This is a genomic window from Cobetia sp. 4B (assembly GCF_018831605.1).
GTDB lineage: Bacteria > Pseudomonadota > Gammaproteobacteria > Pseudomonadales > Halomonadaceae > Cobetia > Cobetia amphilecti.
This window is the reverse complement of sequence record NZ_CP059843.1, coordinates 2,139,581-2,157,653: the sequence shown is the minus strand read 5'-3', so window position 1 is coordinate 2,157,653 and position 18,073 is coordinate 2,139,581. Positions and strand designations below refer to the sequence as shown.

Genomic DNA, 18,073 nt, shown 5'->3' with positions numbered 1-18,073 from the left:
GAGACGAGTATGCTCAAGTACGAACATACGGTTATATCTCCTGGAAATTCCAACGAGGCAGTAGGCCATGGCAGATTCCACCCCAAAGACGACCCTCGCGCCGGGTGGCCGGCCCGGCTTCAGGCCGGCGGCGCCTCATCCGCGTGAAGAAGAGCGTCTCAATAGCCTGCATTCTCTGCATGTATTGGATAGTGATCATGAAAAGCGCTATGACGATCTGACGCGGCTGGTCGCCGATATCTTTGATGTGCCCATCTGCCTCGTGTCGCTGGTGGATGAAGACCGCCAGTGGTTCAAGGCCCATTGTGGGCTGGATGCACGGCAGACGGGCAGGGATCTCGCCTTCTGCGCCCACGCGCTGCATGAAGAGCGCTTTCTGGTCATCAATGATGCGCGCCAGGATGAGCGCTTCTTTGATAACGCCCTGGTGACGGGGCCACCGCATGTCTGCTTCTACGCGGGTGCCGTGCTGCGTGACAGCAGCGGCCTGCCGCTGGGGACTCTGTGCCTGATCGACCACAAGCCCCGTCAACTGGATACGGCCCAGCTGGAGCGGCTGGAGCGCTGTGCACTGCTGGTCGAGAACGAGCTCATCCAGCGTGATGCGCTGCTGGCAGAGCGCGCACGCGCCACCCTGCAAGCCAATATCGACCCGATCACCGGCTACAGCCTGCGTCGCCGCTACCTGCAGCGAATGACGGCCTGGCTGCAGGAGCGCGCCAGTCAAGGGGCGCTGCAGGTCATTCTGGTCAAGCTGCAGAACGCCGAAAGGCTGCGCAAGCAGCAGGGCGTCGACTTCTACGAAGGCGTGCTGCAATCCCTATCCCACCAGCTCAATGAAAACTTCGATGACGAGGGCCTGCTCAAGGGACGCGTCAGTCACGACACCCTGATGATCCTGTTGCCGCGTGACCAGGCATTGCACGGCATGCGCTGGCATCGCTTCGTGGAGCAACCCTGGCTGCTGCATCTCTCCGCCAACAATCGGCCTGATCTGCTGATCGGGGCGGGCACCTTCGTTAGCGACAGCATGTCGGCGGCGGAACTGGTCGAGGTGGTGGAAGAGGAGCTTGCCTGTGCCAGTGAATGGGCGCCAAAAGAGAAGGGCGTCCAGTTCGCGGATCTCACGGACAACCTCAACCTGCGCCTCGAGATGAACAACCGCTTTGCCCAGGCGCTGCGCGACAATGAGCTGTGCATCCACCTGCAGCCCATCGTCACTGCGGGCAGCCAAGGCCTCAGCGGCCAGGAAGTGCTGCTGCGCTGGCAGGACAAGAACCGCTGGATCACACCCCACCAGATGTTGCGCATCGCCAGACACGCGGGGCTGGATGAGGAGCTCGATATCTGGGTGCTGCGCAGAAGCTGCGCCTTGCTGAGCCATTGGCTGGCGACCAGGAAGGGCAACGACAGCCTGTTGCCGCTGTCGCTGAACATCACGGCGTCGCGCCTGATCGAAACCGAATACATGGATGCCCTGCGCCGTGTCCTGCGCCTTTACCGGCTCAAGGGTGATTGCCTGCGCCTTGATGTCAGCGGTGTCGAGAGCTTTTCCGCGACGCCTGAGCCATTGGTGCTGGCGATGAAATCGCTGGCCAATGACGGCATCAGCTTCTGTGTCGACCGTTTCGGCCCTGAGCATGACAGCCTGCGCCTGTTGAGCATGCTGCCCATCACCAGCGTGAAACTGCATCCGCGCTGGATCAGTCTGTTGCAGACGGATCCACGTCAGGCGCGCCTGTTGAAAGCCTGGACGGCGGCCTTGCATGCGTTGGAGATCTCCGCCGTGGCGGTTGGTATCGAACACTCACGCCAGCGCCAGAGCATGATGGATCTGGGCTTTGACCAGTTGCAGGGATACGCCTTCGGAGAGCCCATGGCGCCAGAAGAGGATTACGGCAAGTGGCTGTCCAAGGTCGAGACATCGCTCGAGCAGCATGCGGGTGACTCCGCCGCCTCATGAGGGTTGGGCTGTCAGGCGCTGGAACCGACAAGGCTGGCGCTATCGAGGCTTGAGACCACCAGGCAAGGCTTGAAGCCATCAGGGCCTCACGTGATTGCCGCGCACGAGCTGTCATTTCGGCTCAGCTGCCGGTGAATCACAGGGACAGCGCTGAAAAGCCAGGGTGATACTGGCGGCTTCGAGGCCCAGTTTGCGCAACGAGGTCCGGTTCAAGATGCGACCATCCGGTTGCAGATACATCCAGTCATCCATGCTGAACTCCCAGGTACTGTCGTCGATCGGTACCTGAAGCACGTAGTTCATGCGCAAGGCGTTACCGCGGGTCGTCGCTGTCGCTTCGCCCGTCACATCCGCCGCTCGACCAGTCCATTGGCGATCACCCGCCGGGGTAAAGGTCCAGCGGCGGTGTTGCGTCTCGCCATCGGCATAGACGAAGTCTTCCTCCAGAATCAGCTGGTTGCCTTGCATGCTGCCGATGACATCGACCACGAACCGCCGCGTCACCTCGCCACGGTAATCCTGCACCATGCCCCAGCCACGTGTGTGGCCCAGGAAGTAGTCATCGATGCGCAGCTCAGGGCCGCTGCCCGCGTAATCCTCTATCTGTGGTCCGCTACAGGCTGACAAGCCCGCTGCCATGATCAACACGGCTGCGCGGCCGCTGATGCGCTGAAGGCGCCGAATGCCGTTGTGCATGAATCCAGCGCTAGCTGACAGACAGGACGGGAAGGAGGGCATCGCTGACTCCGGTTCGCGCCGACCCGTGAGTCATCACGGCGCGCGGCAAGGTTGAGTGACAAGGTGTGCGGTGCGGGTCACATGTGGCTCGAATTATTCTACAACACTTGTGCATGAATGCTATCAAGGATAAGTTTGTTCGCGCTCCTGGGCAAACGGACTGTTCTGATGGATCAAAGCAACTGACTCTACGGGCGCCCAGGATCACTGATGAAATCCGCATACCCTTTGGTTCGTATAATATATATTATGTTAAATACGGTGATTCGTGAGCGTGTTCAAGCTGTGTACGTCGGTGCCTTGTTAATCCGGGTTGTGTTCATCCGGGCTGTGTACGTCAATGCTTGAGCGTCGATCTTCAGGCACCTGACTTCAGGCACCTGACTTCAGGCATCTGACCTCCTCCGCGTGCATGACAGCTTCTGCATAGCTGCTTGTGAGCCTCAGGTTCTGCTTGTCATTAAAGTCAGTCGATAAAGTCAGTCGATAAAGTCAGCCGATAAAGTCAGCCGATGGAGTCAGTCGACGTTCCCGCCTATCTTTTGCTGAGTGTCCCGCATTTGATCAGTTTGGCGACAGTCTGACTCGCTGTGCGGGCGGGCTCGCATCCGAGATCGTGTCCTTGCCATGTTGTGATCCCGCGCTGATGATGCTGTGGCATCCTGAACAATGCGCAAACAGTGAGGTCTGGCTGTGCAAACTGCCGCGAAGATTGCTCCTGTCTGGAGGCTGGATTCCATCAAGGTTTTCGTCACCTGAAGGCGACGCATGCCAAGCTGGCGTTATACGTCAAGCCGGCTGACAGCGGCCCTGACCCACGCCTGGTGGGAGCTCGTGTGGTCTGTCCTCGACTGGCGACAGAAAGTGATCGCTACGTTGGTGAATCGCAGGCAATGGCTCGGGGTCAGGTGCTGAAACATGGACAGTCACCATTCGGGCTACGTATGATCGCCCCCAGTAACGCTTCGGTGCTAGAACGCCCAAGCTATACAAGGGAACACCCAGGCATCGTCGGATCAGTGTGCTGACTGACTGACGATGGACAAGAATTATGTCTGCCGTTCACACAGGTTGTAGAGCGGCAGCAAGGCTGAACAGGAACCTTCTCCCCTATGCTGATCCGCAAGCTGCTATTGCCTGTTACCTTGACCAGTGTCGTCGTCATGGCCGGCTGCGTCCCGGCACAACCGCAACCGCAGAAACCGGTATTGACGCCAGATGCCTTTTCACAGCGCATCGATGCCCTGCAGGAACAGCTGGCAGGCCAATGCAACGTCCAGCAGCAGCAACTTGCCGACCAGCAAGCGCTGAGCCGCTCTCTGCGTCGTGACGTGCGAGAAGTCGGCAGTCAGCTGCGCCAGATCCATGCCGAGATGGAACAGCCCGCACAGCCGCAGGCCGTGGAAGCCTGCAAGGCAGTGACCGACAACCCCATCCTCGACAAGACCCTGCTTGGGCGCGTCGAGTGGGTCGGCTTCCCGACCATCAGCAGCTACTTCAAGGCACGTATCGATACCGGTGCCAATACCTCGTCGCTGTCGGCGCGTGATATCACCGAATTCGAGCGCGACGGCGCCAAGTGGGTCAAGTTCAAGCTCGCACTGCGGGATGACGGCAAGTATTTCGTGTCAGGCGATCGTGACAAGTGGGTCGAAGCCCAGGTCAGCCGCACGGTGACCATCATCCAGGCCTCCGGCCGCGAAGAGCGTCCCGTCGTCAGCCTGCTGATGACGCTGGGTGACATCAAGCAGAAGGTCGAGTTCACCCTCAATGATCGTCGTGATCTCACCTATCCGGTATTGCTGGGCCGTCGCTTCATGATGGACATCGCTGCGGTGGACGTCAGCCGTACCTTCATCAATGCACGTCCGGAGTACCCGGGCAGTGCCCCCAGTAACGAAGCGGCCAAGGACGAGGACCCGAACGAAGGCAACCGCGACTGAGTGGCAAGCGCCCTCCTGTCTCCTCTGCCCGGCTTCGCTGCCTGACATGGCTCGGTGCTCCACCGAGCCATCATGACTGCTCCAGACATTTCAAGGACTCCCATGTCGCGTTTTGCTTTCTATCTTCTGGTCGGCCTGTTGATGCTGATCGGTGTGGGCCTGACCGCCTATCGCCATATTTCGTTTGATGTGCCCTGGGTGCCCGGTGCACAGCAGAAAGTGTGGGATATCGAAGCCCAGGTGGCCTTCACGGCCACTGGCGGTCCGGTCAAGGCGTCGCTGGCGCTGCCGGAAAACCAGAAAGGCTACAGCGTTCTGACCGAGAACACGGCGTCCTCGGGCTTCGGGCTGTCCTATCTGGATGACCTGCCGGGCCGTCGTGCCGAATGGTCGATCCGTGAAGCGGCAGGCTCGCAGCTGCTGTATTACACCGTGACCATGCTGGAGTCCGACAACGCGACCCCTGCGCCCATCAAGCGTCTGCCGGCCCCTCAGGAAGTCTCCTGGGAGCGTCCCTACGATACCGCCGCGGCCCAGGTCATCGATCAGGCCCGTGAGCGCAGTGCCGATTCGTTCACCTTCGCACGCGAGTTGATCAAGCAGTTCGACAATCAGCGTCAGGGCGAGAATGCGCGCCTGCTGCTGACCCAGTTCGAGCGTCCCGAGTTGATGCTGCGCCTGCTCAATGAGGCCGGTGTCAGTGCGCGTCTGGTCAGCGGCCTGAGTCTGGAAGACGGTCGTCGTCGCCAGACGGTCTCGTCCTGGTTGCAGGTCTTCGCTGAAACGCCGCAAGGCAACGAGGCGGTGGATGTCGAGGCCGCCGACGCTGAAGACATCAACACCGACTGGGTGCTGATCAACCCGGAAACCGGCAAGCAGGGTGAGCCGGACAACCTGCTGCTGTGGGAAGGTCGTGGCGCGCCGATGCTGGAAGTCGAAGGCGGCGTGAATTCCCGTGTCAGCTTCTCGATGATCCGTCACAACGAGCCGGCGGCCGTCGCGGTGCGCAACAAGCTGGCCAATGACGAGTTGCTCAACTTCTCGATCCACTCCTTGCCGCTGGAAGAGCAGGCGCTGTTCAAGACCATCCTGCTGATTCCGATCGGCGCGCTGGTCGTAGTGCTGCTGCGTGTGCTGGTCGGTCTCAAGACCTCCGGTACCTTCATGCCGGTATTGATCGCCCTCGCCTTCATCCAGACGAGTCTGGTGACCGGCTTGATCGGCTTCCTGCTGATCGTCGCGACGGGCCTGGTGATCCGCAGTTACCTGTCCCGGCTCAATCTGCTGCTGGTGGCGAGGGTCTCGGTGGTGATCATCACGGTGATCGCGATCATCTCCATCTTCTCGGTACTCGCCTATCGCTTCGGTCTGAACGCCGGCCTGACCATCACCTTCTTCCCGATGATCATCCTGTCGTGGACCGTCGAGCGCATGTCGATCCTGTGGGAAGAGGAAGGCCCCAAGGAAGTGCTCAAGCAAGGTGGTGGCAGCCTTCTGACCGCCGTGCTGGCCTATCTGGCGATGAACAATCCGTGGGTACGTCACCTGACCTTCAACTTCCTCGGTCTGCAACTGGTGCTGATGGCTTTCATCCTGCTGCTCGGCAACTACACCGGCTATCGTCTGCTGGAATTGCGCCGCTTCAAGCCGCTGACGGAGGATTGAGATGCTCTCGTCATGGCTGAATCGCTGGTCGCGCAACTGGACCATGCCGGGCGCCTTGCGCGCCCGGGGGGTTGTCGGCATGAATCGCCGCAACATCGGGTATATCTCGAAATACAACGACCGCCGCCTCTATCCGCTGGTCGATGACAAGCTGCAGACCAAGCTGCTATGTCAGAAGTACGGCCTGGCCTCGCCGGAGATGATCGGCAAGGTCGCCAGTCAGTTCGAGGTCGAGCGCGTCGTCGACATGGTGCGCGATCACGCAGGTTTCGTGATCAAGCCGGCCAAGGGCTCAGGCGGCAAGGGGATCCTCGTCATCGAGCACCATGATGGCGAAGAGTATGTGAAGCCCAGCGGCGCGCGCATCACGCGTGCCGACATGGAACGTCACGTCTCCAACATCTTGTCAGGGCTCTATTCGCTGGGCGGCTCACCGGATGTGGCGCTGGTCGAAGGCTTGATCTCCTTCGATCAGGCCTTCGCCGAGTTCACCTATGAGGGTGTGCCGGACATTCGTGTCATCGTCTTCAAGGGCTATCCCGTGATGGCGATGATGCGCCTGTCGACGGCGGCCTCGGATGGCAAGGCCAACCTGCACCAGGGCGCGGTCGGTGTCGGGCTGGATATCGGCAGTGGCTGGGCGGTGCGCGGCGTGCAGTACGATCGCCCGCAGTTCGCCCACCCCGATACCGGGCACGATATCTTCTCGCTCAAGGTGCCGCAGTGGGACACCCTGCTCGAGCTGGCTGCCGGTTGTTACGAGATGACGGGACTGGGGTATCTGGGCACCGACATGGTGCTGGACCGTCGCCATGGCCCGATGCTGCTGGAGCTCAACGCCCGACCGGGGCTGGCCATCCAGATGGCCAATGGCGAGGGCCTGCGCAAGCGGCTCGAGCTGATCGAACGTCAGCCCGACGGTGTGCCGGTCGCCGAGCGTGTCGCCTTTGCGCGCAAGCATTTCTCGCGCAGCAAGGAAGATGTCGCCAATGTCGGCATGGCACCCATCGCGGACTGATGTCGGGCTCCATGGGGCTGCCGAACGACTGTTTTGCTGAGCGATGCCTTGGTTGATCGACTGCTCCAGCGTCTGGAAAGACAGAAACACCTCGCCTTGGCGGGGTGTTTCTGTTTGGTGAGTCGCAAGCGAAGCCTCGGCTCAGCCGGGGTCCATGCTCAACATCAGGCGACTGCCATTGGGCACCACCGGTGAGCGATGGATCAGCCCTCGCCCTTCGTTGCCCGGCCAGCACTCGCCCTTGAGCAACCCCAGGCTGCCCGGGCGCAGCTCATGTATCTCGCCGGGGGCCAGGCAGATGTCCTGATGGCCGGGTTGGCCGTGGCCCAGCGCCAGTCTGTCGGCGGCGTGGTCCGGCAGCCACTGGGTGCCCGGTCCATCGTAGGTCGTCACCAATCTGACCGGGATGCGATCGACATGAAAGCGCGGGCACATGGCGCTCTGGGTCATCTCCAGTCGCATGCCGATATCCTTGACCTCGAAGAGCTCGCCCATGGCCTCACCCAGCACACGGATATCCTCTATCAGCGCAGCCCCGGCATCCGGTGCCGGAAGGTAGCGCTCCAGCGCCTCACGCAGATCACTGATCGGGCCGCGCCAGCGCATGCGCAGCGGGTAGGCACCCGAGGACTGAGCCTTGACCGCCATCTTCAATACCCCATCGATGCGGCGTTGCATCACGGCCAGGCTGATGTCGGGTTCGAAGATCGCCCCCAGGTCATGTGCCTCGTGACCGATATGCCAATGGGTTGTGGGCCTTGGTGCCGACGCGAGGGTCGAAGGTGACGAACTGGCTGCCAGGCGTGGCTCGAGCCGTGTGTGAAGGGGTGGGTGCAGCGCCTCGAACTGGGCCATGAATTCCTCCTGTCAGGGATGGTCGCGGGTCTATCATCGCGACCAGAAAGCGATAATTGTTATGTTATATCATATTGATCGCTTGTCCATGCTTTCATGTCGGCTCCGCGCCGTGCGTTGCCTTTGAGTGACTCACGCAGCCCCGATGCCTTTGCCGGTGGCCCGTCATGGCCCATTTGCCCTAGAATAAGCATCTGGTCATTCAGGCTGCGCGCTGACGCACTTGCCCTCATCGCGCTTGACGCCTTTTGACATCCGGGATTCACGACACTCAGGATTCTTCATGCCAGAGCCACTTTCGCTGATCGACCAGGCCGAACGTCAATGTCTGGCGCGCGGTGTGCGATTTACGCCGATTCGGCGACGTGTACTGGAAATGATCGCGACCAGTCATGGCGCACTCAAGGCGTATGACCTGCTGGACCAGCTCGCCAAGGAACATGGCGCTGCCCGCCCTCCCACGATCTATCGTGCACTGGACTTCCTGCTCGAACAGGGCCTCGTCCATCGCATCGAATCACTCAATGCCTACCTTGCCTGCCACTGCCCGGAACATCAGCACGGCTTTCAGCTGTTGATCTGCCGCGGCTGCGGTCGTGTCGAGGAAATGCATGATGACGATCTCGGTACTCGGCTAGTCGCCAGCGCCGATCGCCATGGTTTCTCGATCGAACGTCAGACCATCGAACTCGAGGGGCGTTGCCAGGATTGCACCTCTCAAGCAGCTGCCATGGCAGAAAACGCTCAGTGAACGGCGCTTGCGAGCGCTTTTGATACGATATAACATTTGCTTCCCACGGAGGACGTCACATGCTGGACATCCGCATCTCACAGGCGCAAGTCGTCAATGAAGGCACCATTTCCACTCAGGATGTGGGCATCAAGGACGGGCGTATTCACGCCATCGGCAGCGACCTGTCTCACCTCGATGCACGTGAAGTGATTGATGCCGCTGGCCGCCATCTGCTGCCGGGCATGATCGATGATCAGGTGCACTTCCGTGAGCCGGGCCTGACCGCCAAGGGCAACATCGCCACCGAGTCAGCCGCTGCCGTGGCCGGGGGGATCACCACCTTCTTCGACATGCCCAACGTCAAGCCGGCGACCCTGGACAGCGATGCACTGGAAGCCAAGTTTGCCGTGGCCGCCGGTCGTGCCCATGCCAACCACGCCTTCTATCTGGGTGCCAGCAACGACAACCTGGAAGCGATCAAGACGCTGGATCCGAACCAGACCTGCGGCATCAAGATCTTCATGGGCGCCTCTACCGGCAACATGCTGGTCGATGATCCGGAGATTCTCGAAGGCATCTTCAAGCATGCACCGACGCCCATCGTCACGCATTGCGAAGACACGCCGATGATTCTCGAGAACGAGGCGCGCTGGCGTGAGCGTTTCGGGGAAGACGTGCCCTTCTCCGAACACTGCCTGATCCGCTCGCGCGAAGCCTGCATCAAGAGCTCGCGTCTGGCGATCGACCTGGCGACCCGCAACGGTACCCAGCTGCATGTCCTGCACCTGACCACCGCTGAGGAAATGGCGCTGTTCAAGGCTGGCCCGATGAAGGGCAAGCAGATCACCGCAGAAGTCTGCGCGCACCACCTGTGGTTCAGCGACGCCGATTACGACACCCGTGGCAGCCTGATCAAGTGCAACCCGGCAGTGAAGACCGCCGAAGACCGTGCCGCCCTGCGCGCTGCCGTGATGGATGGCCGTATCGATATCATCGCCACCGATCACGCACCGCATACCTGGGAAGAGAAGCAGAACCCGTACTTCAAGGCGCCTTCCGGCCTGCCGCTGGTGCAGCATGCCCTGCTGTCACTGCTCGACCAGGTTCAGGACGGCATCTACGACCTGGCGACCCTGGTGCAGAAGACCAGCCACAACGTGGCGGATCGCTTCTCCATCGTCGATCGCGGCTACATCCGTGAAGGGGCCTTCGCTGACCTTGTGCTGGTCGACCTCAATGGCGAGACCAGCGTCACGCGTGACAACGTGCTCTACAAGTGTGGCTGGAGCCCCTTCGATGGCGTGACCTTCAAGGCGCGCATCGATGCGACCTTCGTCAACGGCGTGAAAGCCTATGACGGCAAGACCGTCAATCCGGTGGCCAACGGCCAGCGACTCTCGTTCAACCGCGGCTGATGGCGGTCCTGGCGTGCCGGTTCTCGGCACGCCCTGCCCGCATCATGCCGTGATCACTAGCAAAGGAAGTGGTGTCATGAGTATGCATGCGGGCTCTCCCCTGGCGTCTCGCCAAGTGTTGTGTGAAAAGCTGCTGTCTCGGGTCCAGCGCACGCTGGGTCCGCGGGCTGCGCGTGCCCTGCCGCTGAGTGTGCTGGGCGCGCTTGCCGCGTTCGCGACGCCTGCCACCCACGCCCAGGACAGCGCCCCTCTGCATGTGGCCGTCAGCGTGCCGCCCATCGCGTGGATGGTCGATCAGCTGGCCGGTGAGCATGTCGAGATCACCACGCTGGTCAAGCCGGGCGACAGCCCGCACGCCTACGACCCGACCCCGCGCCAGGTGGCCGAGCTGTCGACGGTCCCGCTCTATCTCGCCATCGGCGTGCCCTTCGAGCAGGTGTGGTTGCCGCGCCTGGTGAAGAACAACGCCGAGATGCAGGTCGTGCATCTGGAAGAAGGTCTCAATACACGCCACTTCGGCAGTGGTGAGGCGCATGACCACGGTCATGATGAAGCGCATGCTTATGAGCAAGAGCAAGAGCATGATGAGCATCACGATGATGATCACACCGACGACCATGCCGACCATGATGAACACGACGAGCATCACGGCGAGCACGAAGGTCACGAAGAACATCACCACGATCACCACGATGAGCACGCTGATCATCAGGCGCATGGTGCCCAGCATGGCGAGGATGAGGACCTCGGCGAAGCCGATCCCCACCTCTGGCTGGACCCGCAGCGCATGCAGACCGTCGTCGAGCGTGCCGCCGAGGTGCTCGAGGCACGCCTGCCGCAGCATGCCGGCGAGATCGATGCCAATGAGCAGCGTCTGCTCAAGACCCTGAGCGAGCTGGATGCGCAGATCGCTCAGACGCTGGCCCCCTACAAGGGCCGCAACTTCCTGATCTTCCATCCCAGCTTCGGCTACTTCGCGGACCGCTACTCGCTCGAGCAGCATGCCATTGAAGTCAGTGGCCGCGAGCCCACGCCGCGCGAGATGGCCACGCTGATCACGCGTGCCAAGGATGAGAACATCGGCACCATCTTCGTCTCGGGGCAGTTCTCCCAGACGGCGGCCAAGCGGATCGCCAGCTCCCTGGAGGCCGAAGTGGCCGTGCTGGACCCGCTGGCAGAGGACTATCTCGACAACCTGAAGCACGCCACCGAAGCGCTGAAGGCAGGTTTCGAGTTGACTGACAGCCAGTAATTGCCGGCCGGGTATTGCGCATATCGTCTGATCTTGCACAATGCCCTGCCCCATCGAAAAGTCAGACGGGCGCTCATGCGCCCGTCTGCGTTGCAACGAGGTAGCTTACGTCATGGTCAGCCCCATCTCCGTCGCGCGCCCGCGCACGGACAGCCATCCGGAGGCGTCAGCCACCGGGCGCAGTGTCGGACCGGTCTTTCGCCCGGTGCCGGCAGATGCACCGGATGCCATTGATATTCGCGGCGTGACCTTCCGGTATGGCGAGCAGGTCATTCTCGACGATGTCGACTTTCAGGTCGGCGCGCGCGAGATCGTGGGACTGATCGGGCCCAACGGTGGCGGCAAGAGTACGCTGCTCAAGCTGATACTCGGTCTTCACAAGCCGGCGGCTGGCTGTGTCCGGGTGCTGGGGCGCACGCCCAAGGCCGCCGCGCGCCATATCGGTTATGTGCCGCAGTTTGCCAACTTCGTGAAGCGCTTCCCCATCCGCGTGGAAGATGTCGTGCTGATGGGGCGCCAAGGGCGTCGTCGTCAGTGGGGTCCCTGGCCACGCGCGGACCGTGAGGCGATCGGTGCGGTGCTGGAAGAAGTCGGTATCAGTCATCTGCGCCGTCGGCATATCGATGCCCTCTCCGGCGGTCAGCTGCAGCGTGTGCTGATCGCTCGCGCCCTGGCGGCCGAGCCTCAGTTGCTGCTGCTGGATGAGCCCACCGCGAGTGTCGACAGCGACGGCGAGCGCTCGCTGTTCGAGCTGTTCAATCGCCTGGCCAACCGCATGAGCGTGGTGGTGATCAGTCACGACCTCGGTTTCATCAGCGATTACGTCGATCGGGTCGCCTGCCTCAACCGCAAGATGATCGTCCATGACACCGAGACGCTCACCGCTGAATCGATCGAGCGACTCTATGGTGAAAACGTCCAGATGATCCATCACCATCACTGATGTCGCGGCCGGTGACTGTCCGTCTGGCCTGTTTCACTTCCTTCACGTCGCCCGCTCTGCGCTCTAGGCTTACATTACATGAATTTCATCACCGCCCTGGGCAGCCAGGATTTTCTCCAGAACGCCCTCTTCGCCGGCCTGCTGGCCAGTCTTGCGGCCGGTCTGGTCGGCCCCTATGTCGTGGTACGTCGCATCGGCTATCTGGCCGGGGGTATCGCCCATACCGTGCTTGCCGGCATGGGGATCGCCTACTTCATGGGCGCAAGCCCGCTGGTCGGCGCCTTCATCAGCGCCATTCTCGCCGCCCTGCTGATCGGTTACATCAGCCTCAAGGGCTTTGATCAGGAAGACACCGTCATCGGCGCGCTGTGGGCCATCGGCATGGCCACCGGCATCCTGTTCATCAGTCAGACCCCGGGTTACAAGGTCGACCTGATGAGCTATCTGTTCGGCAACCTGCTGCTGGTGCCCGCGGATGCCATCGGCACCCTCGCCTGGATGGTGGGAGGCCTGGCACTGGTGTTGCTGCTGGTGCATCGCCCGCTGACCGCGGTGATCTTCGATGAAGAGTTCGCGCGTCTGCGGGGCGTGCCGGTCAAGACGCTCTACCTGCTGCTGCTGGTGATGGTGGCGATCACCGTCGTGCTGCTGTTGCAGGCGGTGGGCTTGATCATGGTGCTGGCCTTGCTGTCCTTGCCTGCCGCGCTTGCCGGTCATCATGCGCGCTCACTGGGCATGATGATCGTGATCGCGAGCCTGGCGGCCATGGCCTTCACCACCGGTGGGCTGGCGCTCTCCTGGCAGTTCGACCTGCCGGCCGGCGCGACCATCGTGCTGGTGGCCGGTGTCGCCTACCTGCTGTCGCTCATCTGGCGCAGCGCCCGTGGCGGGCTGCGTCGCTGATTCGCGGCTTGTGATATTGAATACTGCGTGAGCCCCTGCCAGCGTGACATGACGCTGACAGGGGCTTCGATATGGACTCTGCAAGGAAACACCCTCAATGGCACAGGATGGACTGCTCAAGTCGCTGGAGAATGCCGATATCGGCGAGAAGGTCGCGCTGGAGGCGCTGATCGCTGCCTTGCCCTGGAATGGTGACGGCCTGATTCCCGCCATCGCGCAACAGCATGACAGCGGCGAGGTATTGATGATGGCGTGGATGAACGCCGAAGCCCTGCGCGAGACGCTCTCCACCGGTCGCGTGTGCTACTTCTCACGCTCGCGCAGCAAGCTGTGGCGCAAGGGCGAGAGCTCGGGCCAACAGCAGAAGCTGGTCAGTACGCATCTGGACTGTGATGGCGATACCCTGCTGGTCAAGGTCGATCAGACGGGCCCTGCCTGCCATACCGGGCGCAAGAGCTGCTTCTACTGGCGCCTGGATGCTGAAGGTGCCGAGATTACCGATGCACCGATCATTGACCCGAACACCCTGTATGGCAACGCCTGAACGTCGCCACTCCCTCAGGCGCGGCGTGACGTCGGTCATGACGCGCCTGCTGACCGGCTTGCTGCGCGGCTATCAGCTGGTGCTCAGCCCGCTGCTGGGGCCGCGCTGTCGCTTCTATCCTTCCTGCTCCAGTTACGGACTGGAGGCCATCAAGGTGCATGGGCCCCTCAAGGGGTGCTGGCTCACGGCCAGGCGTCTGTCGCGCTGCCACCCGCTGGGCGGGCCGGGTGGCGTGGACCCCGTGCCACCGTGCAAGGGTCACGCTTCGTCTGCCAGCTGCTGCGATGCGCATGATCAGGACGACGCGCCCAGGTCTTGAGGGCATACGCCTTGTGAGTGACTGGGTCGAGTGCCCTGCGAGCGGCGGAGTCTTGCGGCTGGCTGTACGCATGTGAAGTGTTTCTGTGTTATCATTCACGTGTGTGTGGCGTCAGCTGTGACGCCATCGTCAGTCAGCAGGAGAATGTCATGTCCACCGCAGCCGCCCTCGATCGTGTGTCCCCGACCAGCCCCAGTGCGGGCCGCGTTGCCCTCAAGTCCTTCTTCAACATCATGGAGAAGTGGCAGTGCAGCGCGGCGGATCAGCGCGTGCTGCTGGGGGGCATCGGTACCACCACCTATCACAAGTATCGCAAGCTGCCGGAAGTGCGCCTGCCCAACGACACCCTGGAGCGTATCTCCTACGTGATGGGGATTCACAAGGCCCTGCGCATCCTGTTCAGCAATACGCCTGAGATGGCCCATGAATGGGTACGTCGCCCCAATCGTGCGGCGCCCTTCAATGGCCAGAGTGCGCTGGACTACATGCTGGCCGGTCAGGTGGTCTCGCTGGCCGACACCCGCCGTTATCTCGACGGAGTGCGTGGATGAGCGAATGGACGAGCGAAGGCAAGCATGTTGATGGCTCCGCCCTGCCCGCGCTGACGCTGCCGGACTGGCAGAACGCCTGGCGCGTGATCTCCAGCGCCTTCCCGCCCATTTCGGTATTCGAGGATATTCTCGAGCCTGATGAGCTGGAGATGGCGTTTGCCATCGAGGCGCTGACCAATGATCGTCTGCGCGAAGAAGCCGGCGAGCTGAGTCGCGTCGCACCGCAAGACCGTATCAGCGGGCCGGGTTCCACGCCGGTGATGGCGGCCTTCACGCACATCGGGCGTGCCTCGCGCTTCACCGATGGCAGTTTCGGGGTCTATTACTGCGCCAGTACGCTGGATACCGCGATCAGCGAGACCCGCTTCCACATGGCGCGCTTTCTGGCCGATACCGCGCAGCCCTGTCAGGAAATGACCATGCGCAGTTACGTCAATCGCGTGACGCAGCCACTGCATGACATTCGCGAGGGTCATGACGCCCTCTGTCAGCCAGACATGGCCAGCTACCCTGCCGGCCAGGCATTTGCCGCCAGGTTGCGAGAGGCTGGCAGCTTTGGCCTGCTCTACCCCAGCGTGCGCCACGCTCAGGTGGATGCAAGCGCCGAGTGCGCTGCCATCCTGCGTCCGCCGGCGGTCAGCATCCCCATTCAGGGGCCGCACCTGCGCTATGTCTGGGATGGCCAGCATCAGGCCATGACGCATGTGCTGGAAGTGCGCGAGCATCGCTGAGAGCGTGCAGGCGCCCTGCTGAACAGTCTGAAATTAGCCTGAGAACGCCCTGGGTGAGAAAGCCCTGAGAAATTATTTAGAAAGACACAAGAAAAGACGCCCGCCATTCCGCTCGAAATCTCGAGACTGGAATGGCGGGCGTCTTGCGTTACTCGTGTTGGCCCAGGCCTTAAGCATCAGAGCTGAAGCATCAGAGCTGAAGCATCAGAGCTGAAGCATCAGCGCTAAAGCGCCAGGCCTCAGGCGTTGGCGTGCAGCTCGGCGACGCCGTAGATACGCTTGAGCATCGCATGCAGGCCGTTGGAGCGCGTCGGCGACAGGTGCTTGTCGAGGCCGAGCTCGTTGAGGAAGGTCGGCTGGGTGGCGACGATTTCCTGCGGCGTCCGGTCGTTGTAGATGCGCAGCACCACGGCGATCAGGCCTGCCACGATGGCGGCGTCCGAGGTCGCCTGGAAATGCAGGCGCTGCTCGCTTCCTTCGCCACGCACTTCAGGATGAATCCAGACGTTGGACTGGCAACCGTCGATCTTGGTCTCAGGGCCTTTCAGGGCTTCCGGGTATTCCGGCAGCGCCTTGCCCATGTCGATGATGTACTGATAGCGGTCCATCCAGTTGTCGAAGAAGCTGAATTCCTCGACCAGTTCCGCCTGCGCTTGTTGCGCGTCGCTCATGCTGACTCCCGATGATGTCACTGCAAAGTGTCTGAAGATACGCTGTCGCCATGATAACGCCTGACCTCGCCGGACGCACGGCGCCTTGGAGTCTGTGCGTGGTGGCAGCGCTCATGAGTCGTGTTCTGGCATCTCAGGCGGATGACCTGGCGTCGCCAGCGAATGTCTGGCCATCTGTTGCTGCCACTCGCTGTCCTCGGCGTGCAGGTAGCGCGATGTCGTATCCAGTCGCGAGTGCCTGGCGGAGCGCGACAGAAAGCGCAGCTCTACCCCGGCCTGTGCCTGATGGGTGATCGCGGTGTGGCGCAGCCAGTGAGGGCTTGCCTGATCGAGGGTGCGTGCCATCAGCTCGCTGGCGTCGCCAGGGCTCTGGATTCGCTGGCGCATGTCAGCGGCTGCCTGTGTGAATGTTTGCTTGATCAAGCGGTAGAGCTGGTTGTCGCCGAGCGGTGTCGTGCCATCCAGGCGCGCCAGCAGCGGCAGTGACTCGTCGGCGGGCAGCGCCTGCGGCAGCTCACTGAGCCCGCGCAGGCGTCGCCAGCGAACCAGCGCCTCGAGCATCGGCGGCGGCAGCGGAATCTCGGCCAGCTTGGCGCCCTTGCCTATCACCCGCCACCACCACTGGCCTTCCCGCTTGACGATATCGCCCATCCTTGCGGCGGCCATTTCCGCGATGCGCGGTGCCATCAAGTAGGCGAACGCGAACAGAAAGCGCTTGCGCTCGGCCACGAAGCGCTCGCGGGACACCCCGTCCTCAGGTGAAGCACCGACCGGTGTCAGCACCTCGCAATGCGCTTCGATACGCTCCCACAGCCAGTCCCACAAGGGGCGCTCGAGATAGCGTTCGATGCGCAGCGTGCGGTTGTCCATGCGGCGCTTGTCGCGCATCAGGCGGAACGGGTTGCGTGACAGGTAGCCGGCCTCGATCAGCCAGGCATACATGCCCTGCAGGATCACCAGGCTCTGCCGGCGGCTGGCGGGGGCCAGCGGGCCGCGAAAGGGTCGCCACTGAGGGTGCTTGCGGGCGCGCACGCTGCCGATCCAGACCTCAGCAGGCTGAGGGTCGGCCAGAAACGCCTCGAAGTGCTCGAGTCGTTCGCGATCCAGGCTGGCCAGGGCGGATTCTCTGCCCTGCTCTCCCTCGGCCTTGAGCCATAGCAGCAGGCGCTCCGCTTCCTTGCGATAGGCACGCAGCGTCTGAGCACTGTGGCGATACTCGTTGAGCCAGGCGGCCACGGCTTCGACATCCGTGCGGGCGCGAATCAGTGAGCGATCATCAGCGGCCGTCAGCTGGGCATGCCGCTGCACTCTGGATAGCTCACCCTCCAGATGCCCGACCAGCGCCGTGATGCCGTCATGCGTGCTTTCTTCCACCGACCAACTCCAATTGCTGCCTCTCGGCTGTATATCGCCCGTCTGGCGCGTCATATCAGGCGTGCGCCGCTCTGTGGCGCCCCTGTCTTTCTCTTGTCTGCCCTTTCCTGCTCTGCCCTTTACTGTTCTGTCCAGGCTTGGCCTGCCCTCGGGGCTGATTGTGACGTTACGGCCATGATAATTCAAGATAAGGCGCGTAATCATGAATTTATAGCTCTATCTGTATCGTAAATTACGTATTACGTAATATGTAATTATCTTTATCTTGTCAGAAAACATCGCTAAGATGGGCACCAGGCTGGGGGTGGATTGATGGCAGAAGAAGGCGAGCGGCATCCAAGGTATTGCTCTCGCCAGATGACATGGCCCATCCGCTGCCATTGCGTGTATGAGAGTGCGTGCTGGAGAGTAGTAGTTGGCCGCGCTTCGTGGCGTAATGGCGGTCAAGCAGCAAC

General features: G+C 61.8%; 17 protein-coding genes. 13 read left to right on the top strand and 4 right to left on the bottom strand.

Going from position 1 to position 18,073, the window contains the following annotated elements; translation table 11 throughout:
• The first annotated feature begins 67 nt into the window (after positions 1-67).
• Positions 68-1,963 carry a sensor domain-containing phosphodiesterase gene (locus H2O77_RS09075; protein ID WP_215824427.1) on the top strand — a complete coding sequence of 632 codons (1,896 nt, stop codon included), beginning with the start codon at positions 68-70 and terminating at the stop codon, positions 1,961-1,963.
• A gap of 111 nt (positions 1,964-2,074) precedes the next feature.
• Here the strand turns inward: H2O77_RS09075 and H2O77_RS09070 are convergent, their stop codons facing one another.
• Positions 2,075-2,701, bottom strand: coding sequence for a DUF3833 domain-containing protein (locus H2O77_RS09070; protein WP_240548768.1), 627 nt, complete (start codon positions 2,699-2,701; stop codon positions 2,075-2,077).
• Between the two features lie 1,112 nt (positions 2,702-3,813).
• Here H2O77_RS09070 and H2O77_RS09065 point away from each other — a divergent pair.
• The 3 genes from H2O77_RS09065 to H2O77_RS09055 all read left to right on the top strand — a co-directional run bounded on the left by H2O77_RS09065 (position 3,814) and on the right by H2O77_RS09055 (position 7,327).
• Positions 3,814-4,644 (top strand): ATP-dependent zinc protease, encoded by an 831-nt coding sequence (locus H2O77_RS09065; protein ID WP_054556656.1) that lies wholly within the window; start codon positions 3,814-3,816, stop codon positions 4,642-4,644.
• Between the two features lie 102 nt (positions 4,645-4,746).
• Complete coding sequence (locus H2O77_RS09060) at positions 4,747-6,309, top strand: inactive transglutaminase family protein (RefSeq protein WP_215824426.1); 1,563 nt, start codon at positions 4,747-4,749, stop codon at positions 6,307-6,309.
• A 1-nt stretch (position 6,310) separates the two neighbouring features.
• A complete protein-coding gene (locus H2O77_RS09055; protein ID WP_200016759.1) occupies positions 6,311-7,327 on the top strand; it encodes an alpha-L-glutamate ligase-like protein in 1,017 nt (338 codons plus the stop codon).
• 141 nt (positions 7,328-7,468) lie between these two features.
• Here the strand turns inward: H2O77_RS09055 and H2O77_RS09050 are convergent, their stop codons facing one another.
• Positions 7,469-8,182 (bottom strand): DUF1826 domain-containing protein, encoded by a 714-nt coding sequence (locus H2O77_RS09050; RefSeq protein WP_215824425.1) that lies wholly within the window; start codon positions 8,180-8,182, stop codon positions 7,469-7,471.
• Between the two features lie 283 nt (positions 8,183-8,465).
• On the opposite strand from H2O77_RS09050, the gene H2O77_RS09045 reads away from it, so the two are divergent.
• The 9 genes from H2O77_RS09045 to H2O77_RS09005 all read left to right on the top strand — a co-directional run bounded on the left by H2O77_RS09045 (position 8,466) and on the right by H2O77_RS09005 (position 15,573).
• Entirely contained in the window at positions 8,466-8,933 is a 468-nt protein-coding gene (locus tag H2O77_RS09045) for a transcriptional repressor (protein ID WP_043334236.1), read from the top strand.
• Positions 8,934-8,992: 59 nt separating this feature from the next.
• A complete protein-coding gene (locus H2O77_RS09040; protein ID WP_215824424.1) occupies positions 8,993-10,330 on the top strand; it encodes a dihydroorotase in 1,338 nt (445 codons plus the stop codon).
• Between the two features lie 76 nt (positions 10,331-10,406).
• A complete protein-coding gene (locus H2O77_RS09035) occupies positions 10,407-11,582 on the top strand; it encodes a zinc ABC transporter substrate-binding protein (RefSeq protein ID WP_215824423.1) in 1,176 nt (391 codons plus the stop codon).
• A 112-nt stretch (positions 11,583-11,694) separates the two neighbouring features.
• On the top strand, positions 11,695-12,525 hold the full coding sequence (locus H2O77_RS09030) for a metal ABC transporter ATP-binding protein (RefSeq protein WP_082388762.1): 831 nt from the start codon (positions 11,695-11,697) through the stop codon (positions 12,523-12,525).
• A 78-nt stretch (positions 12,526-12,603) separates the two neighbouring features.
• Entirely contained in the window at positions 12,604-13,428 is an 825-nt protein-coding gene (locus H2O77_RS09025; protein WP_043334239.1) for a metal ABC transporter permease, read from the top strand.
• Positions 13,429-13,525: 97 nt separating this feature from the next.
• Complete coding sequence (gene hisI, locus H2O77_RS09020) at positions 13,526-13,972, top strand: phosphoribosyl-AMP cyclohydrolase (protein WP_043334240.1); 447 nt, start codon at positions 13,526-13,528, stop codon at positions 13,970-13,972.
• A 37-nt stretch (positions 13,973-14,009) separates the two neighbouring features.
• Positions 14,010-14,291 carry a membrane protein insertion efficiency factor YidD gene (yidD, locus tag H2O77_RS09015; RefSeq protein ID WP_215824422.1) on the top strand — a complete coding sequence of 94 codons (282 nt, stop codon included), beginning with the start codon at positions 14,010-14,012 and terminating at the stop codon, positions 14,289-14,291.
• Positions 14,292-14,440: 149 nt separating this feature from the next.
• Complete coding sequence (locus H2O77_RS09010; RefSeq protein WP_052384668.1) at positions 14,441-14,842, top strand: MbcA/ParS/Xre antitoxin family protein; 402 nt, start codon at positions 14,441-14,443, stop codon at positions 14,840-14,842.
• Entirely contained in the window at positions 14,839-15,573 is a 735-nt protein-coding gene (locus tag H2O77_RS09005) for an RES family NAD+ phosphorylase (protein WP_215824421.1), read from the top strand. The genes H2O77_RS09010 and H2O77_RS09005 overlap by 4 nt, the downstream gene beginning before the upstream one ends.
• 239 nt (positions 15,574-15,812) lie before the next feature.
• On the opposite strand, the gene H2O77_RS09000 is transcribed toward H2O77_RS09005, so the two are convergent.
• Positions 15,813-16,244 carry a SufE family protein gene (locus H2O77_RS09000; protein ID WP_054556665.1) on the bottom strand — a complete coding sequence of 144 codons (432 nt, stop codon included), beginning with the start codon at positions 16,242-16,244 and terminating at the stop codon, positions 15,813-15,815.
• 111 nt (positions 16,245-16,355) lie between these two features.
• Positions 16,356-17,618: a site-specific integrase gene (locus tag H2O77_RS08995; protein ID WP_346428203.1), complete on the bottom strand. Its 1,263-nt coding sequence runs from the start codon at positions 17,616-17,618 to the stop codon at positions 16,356-16,358.
• Positions 17,619-18,073: the final 455 nt, after the last annotated feature.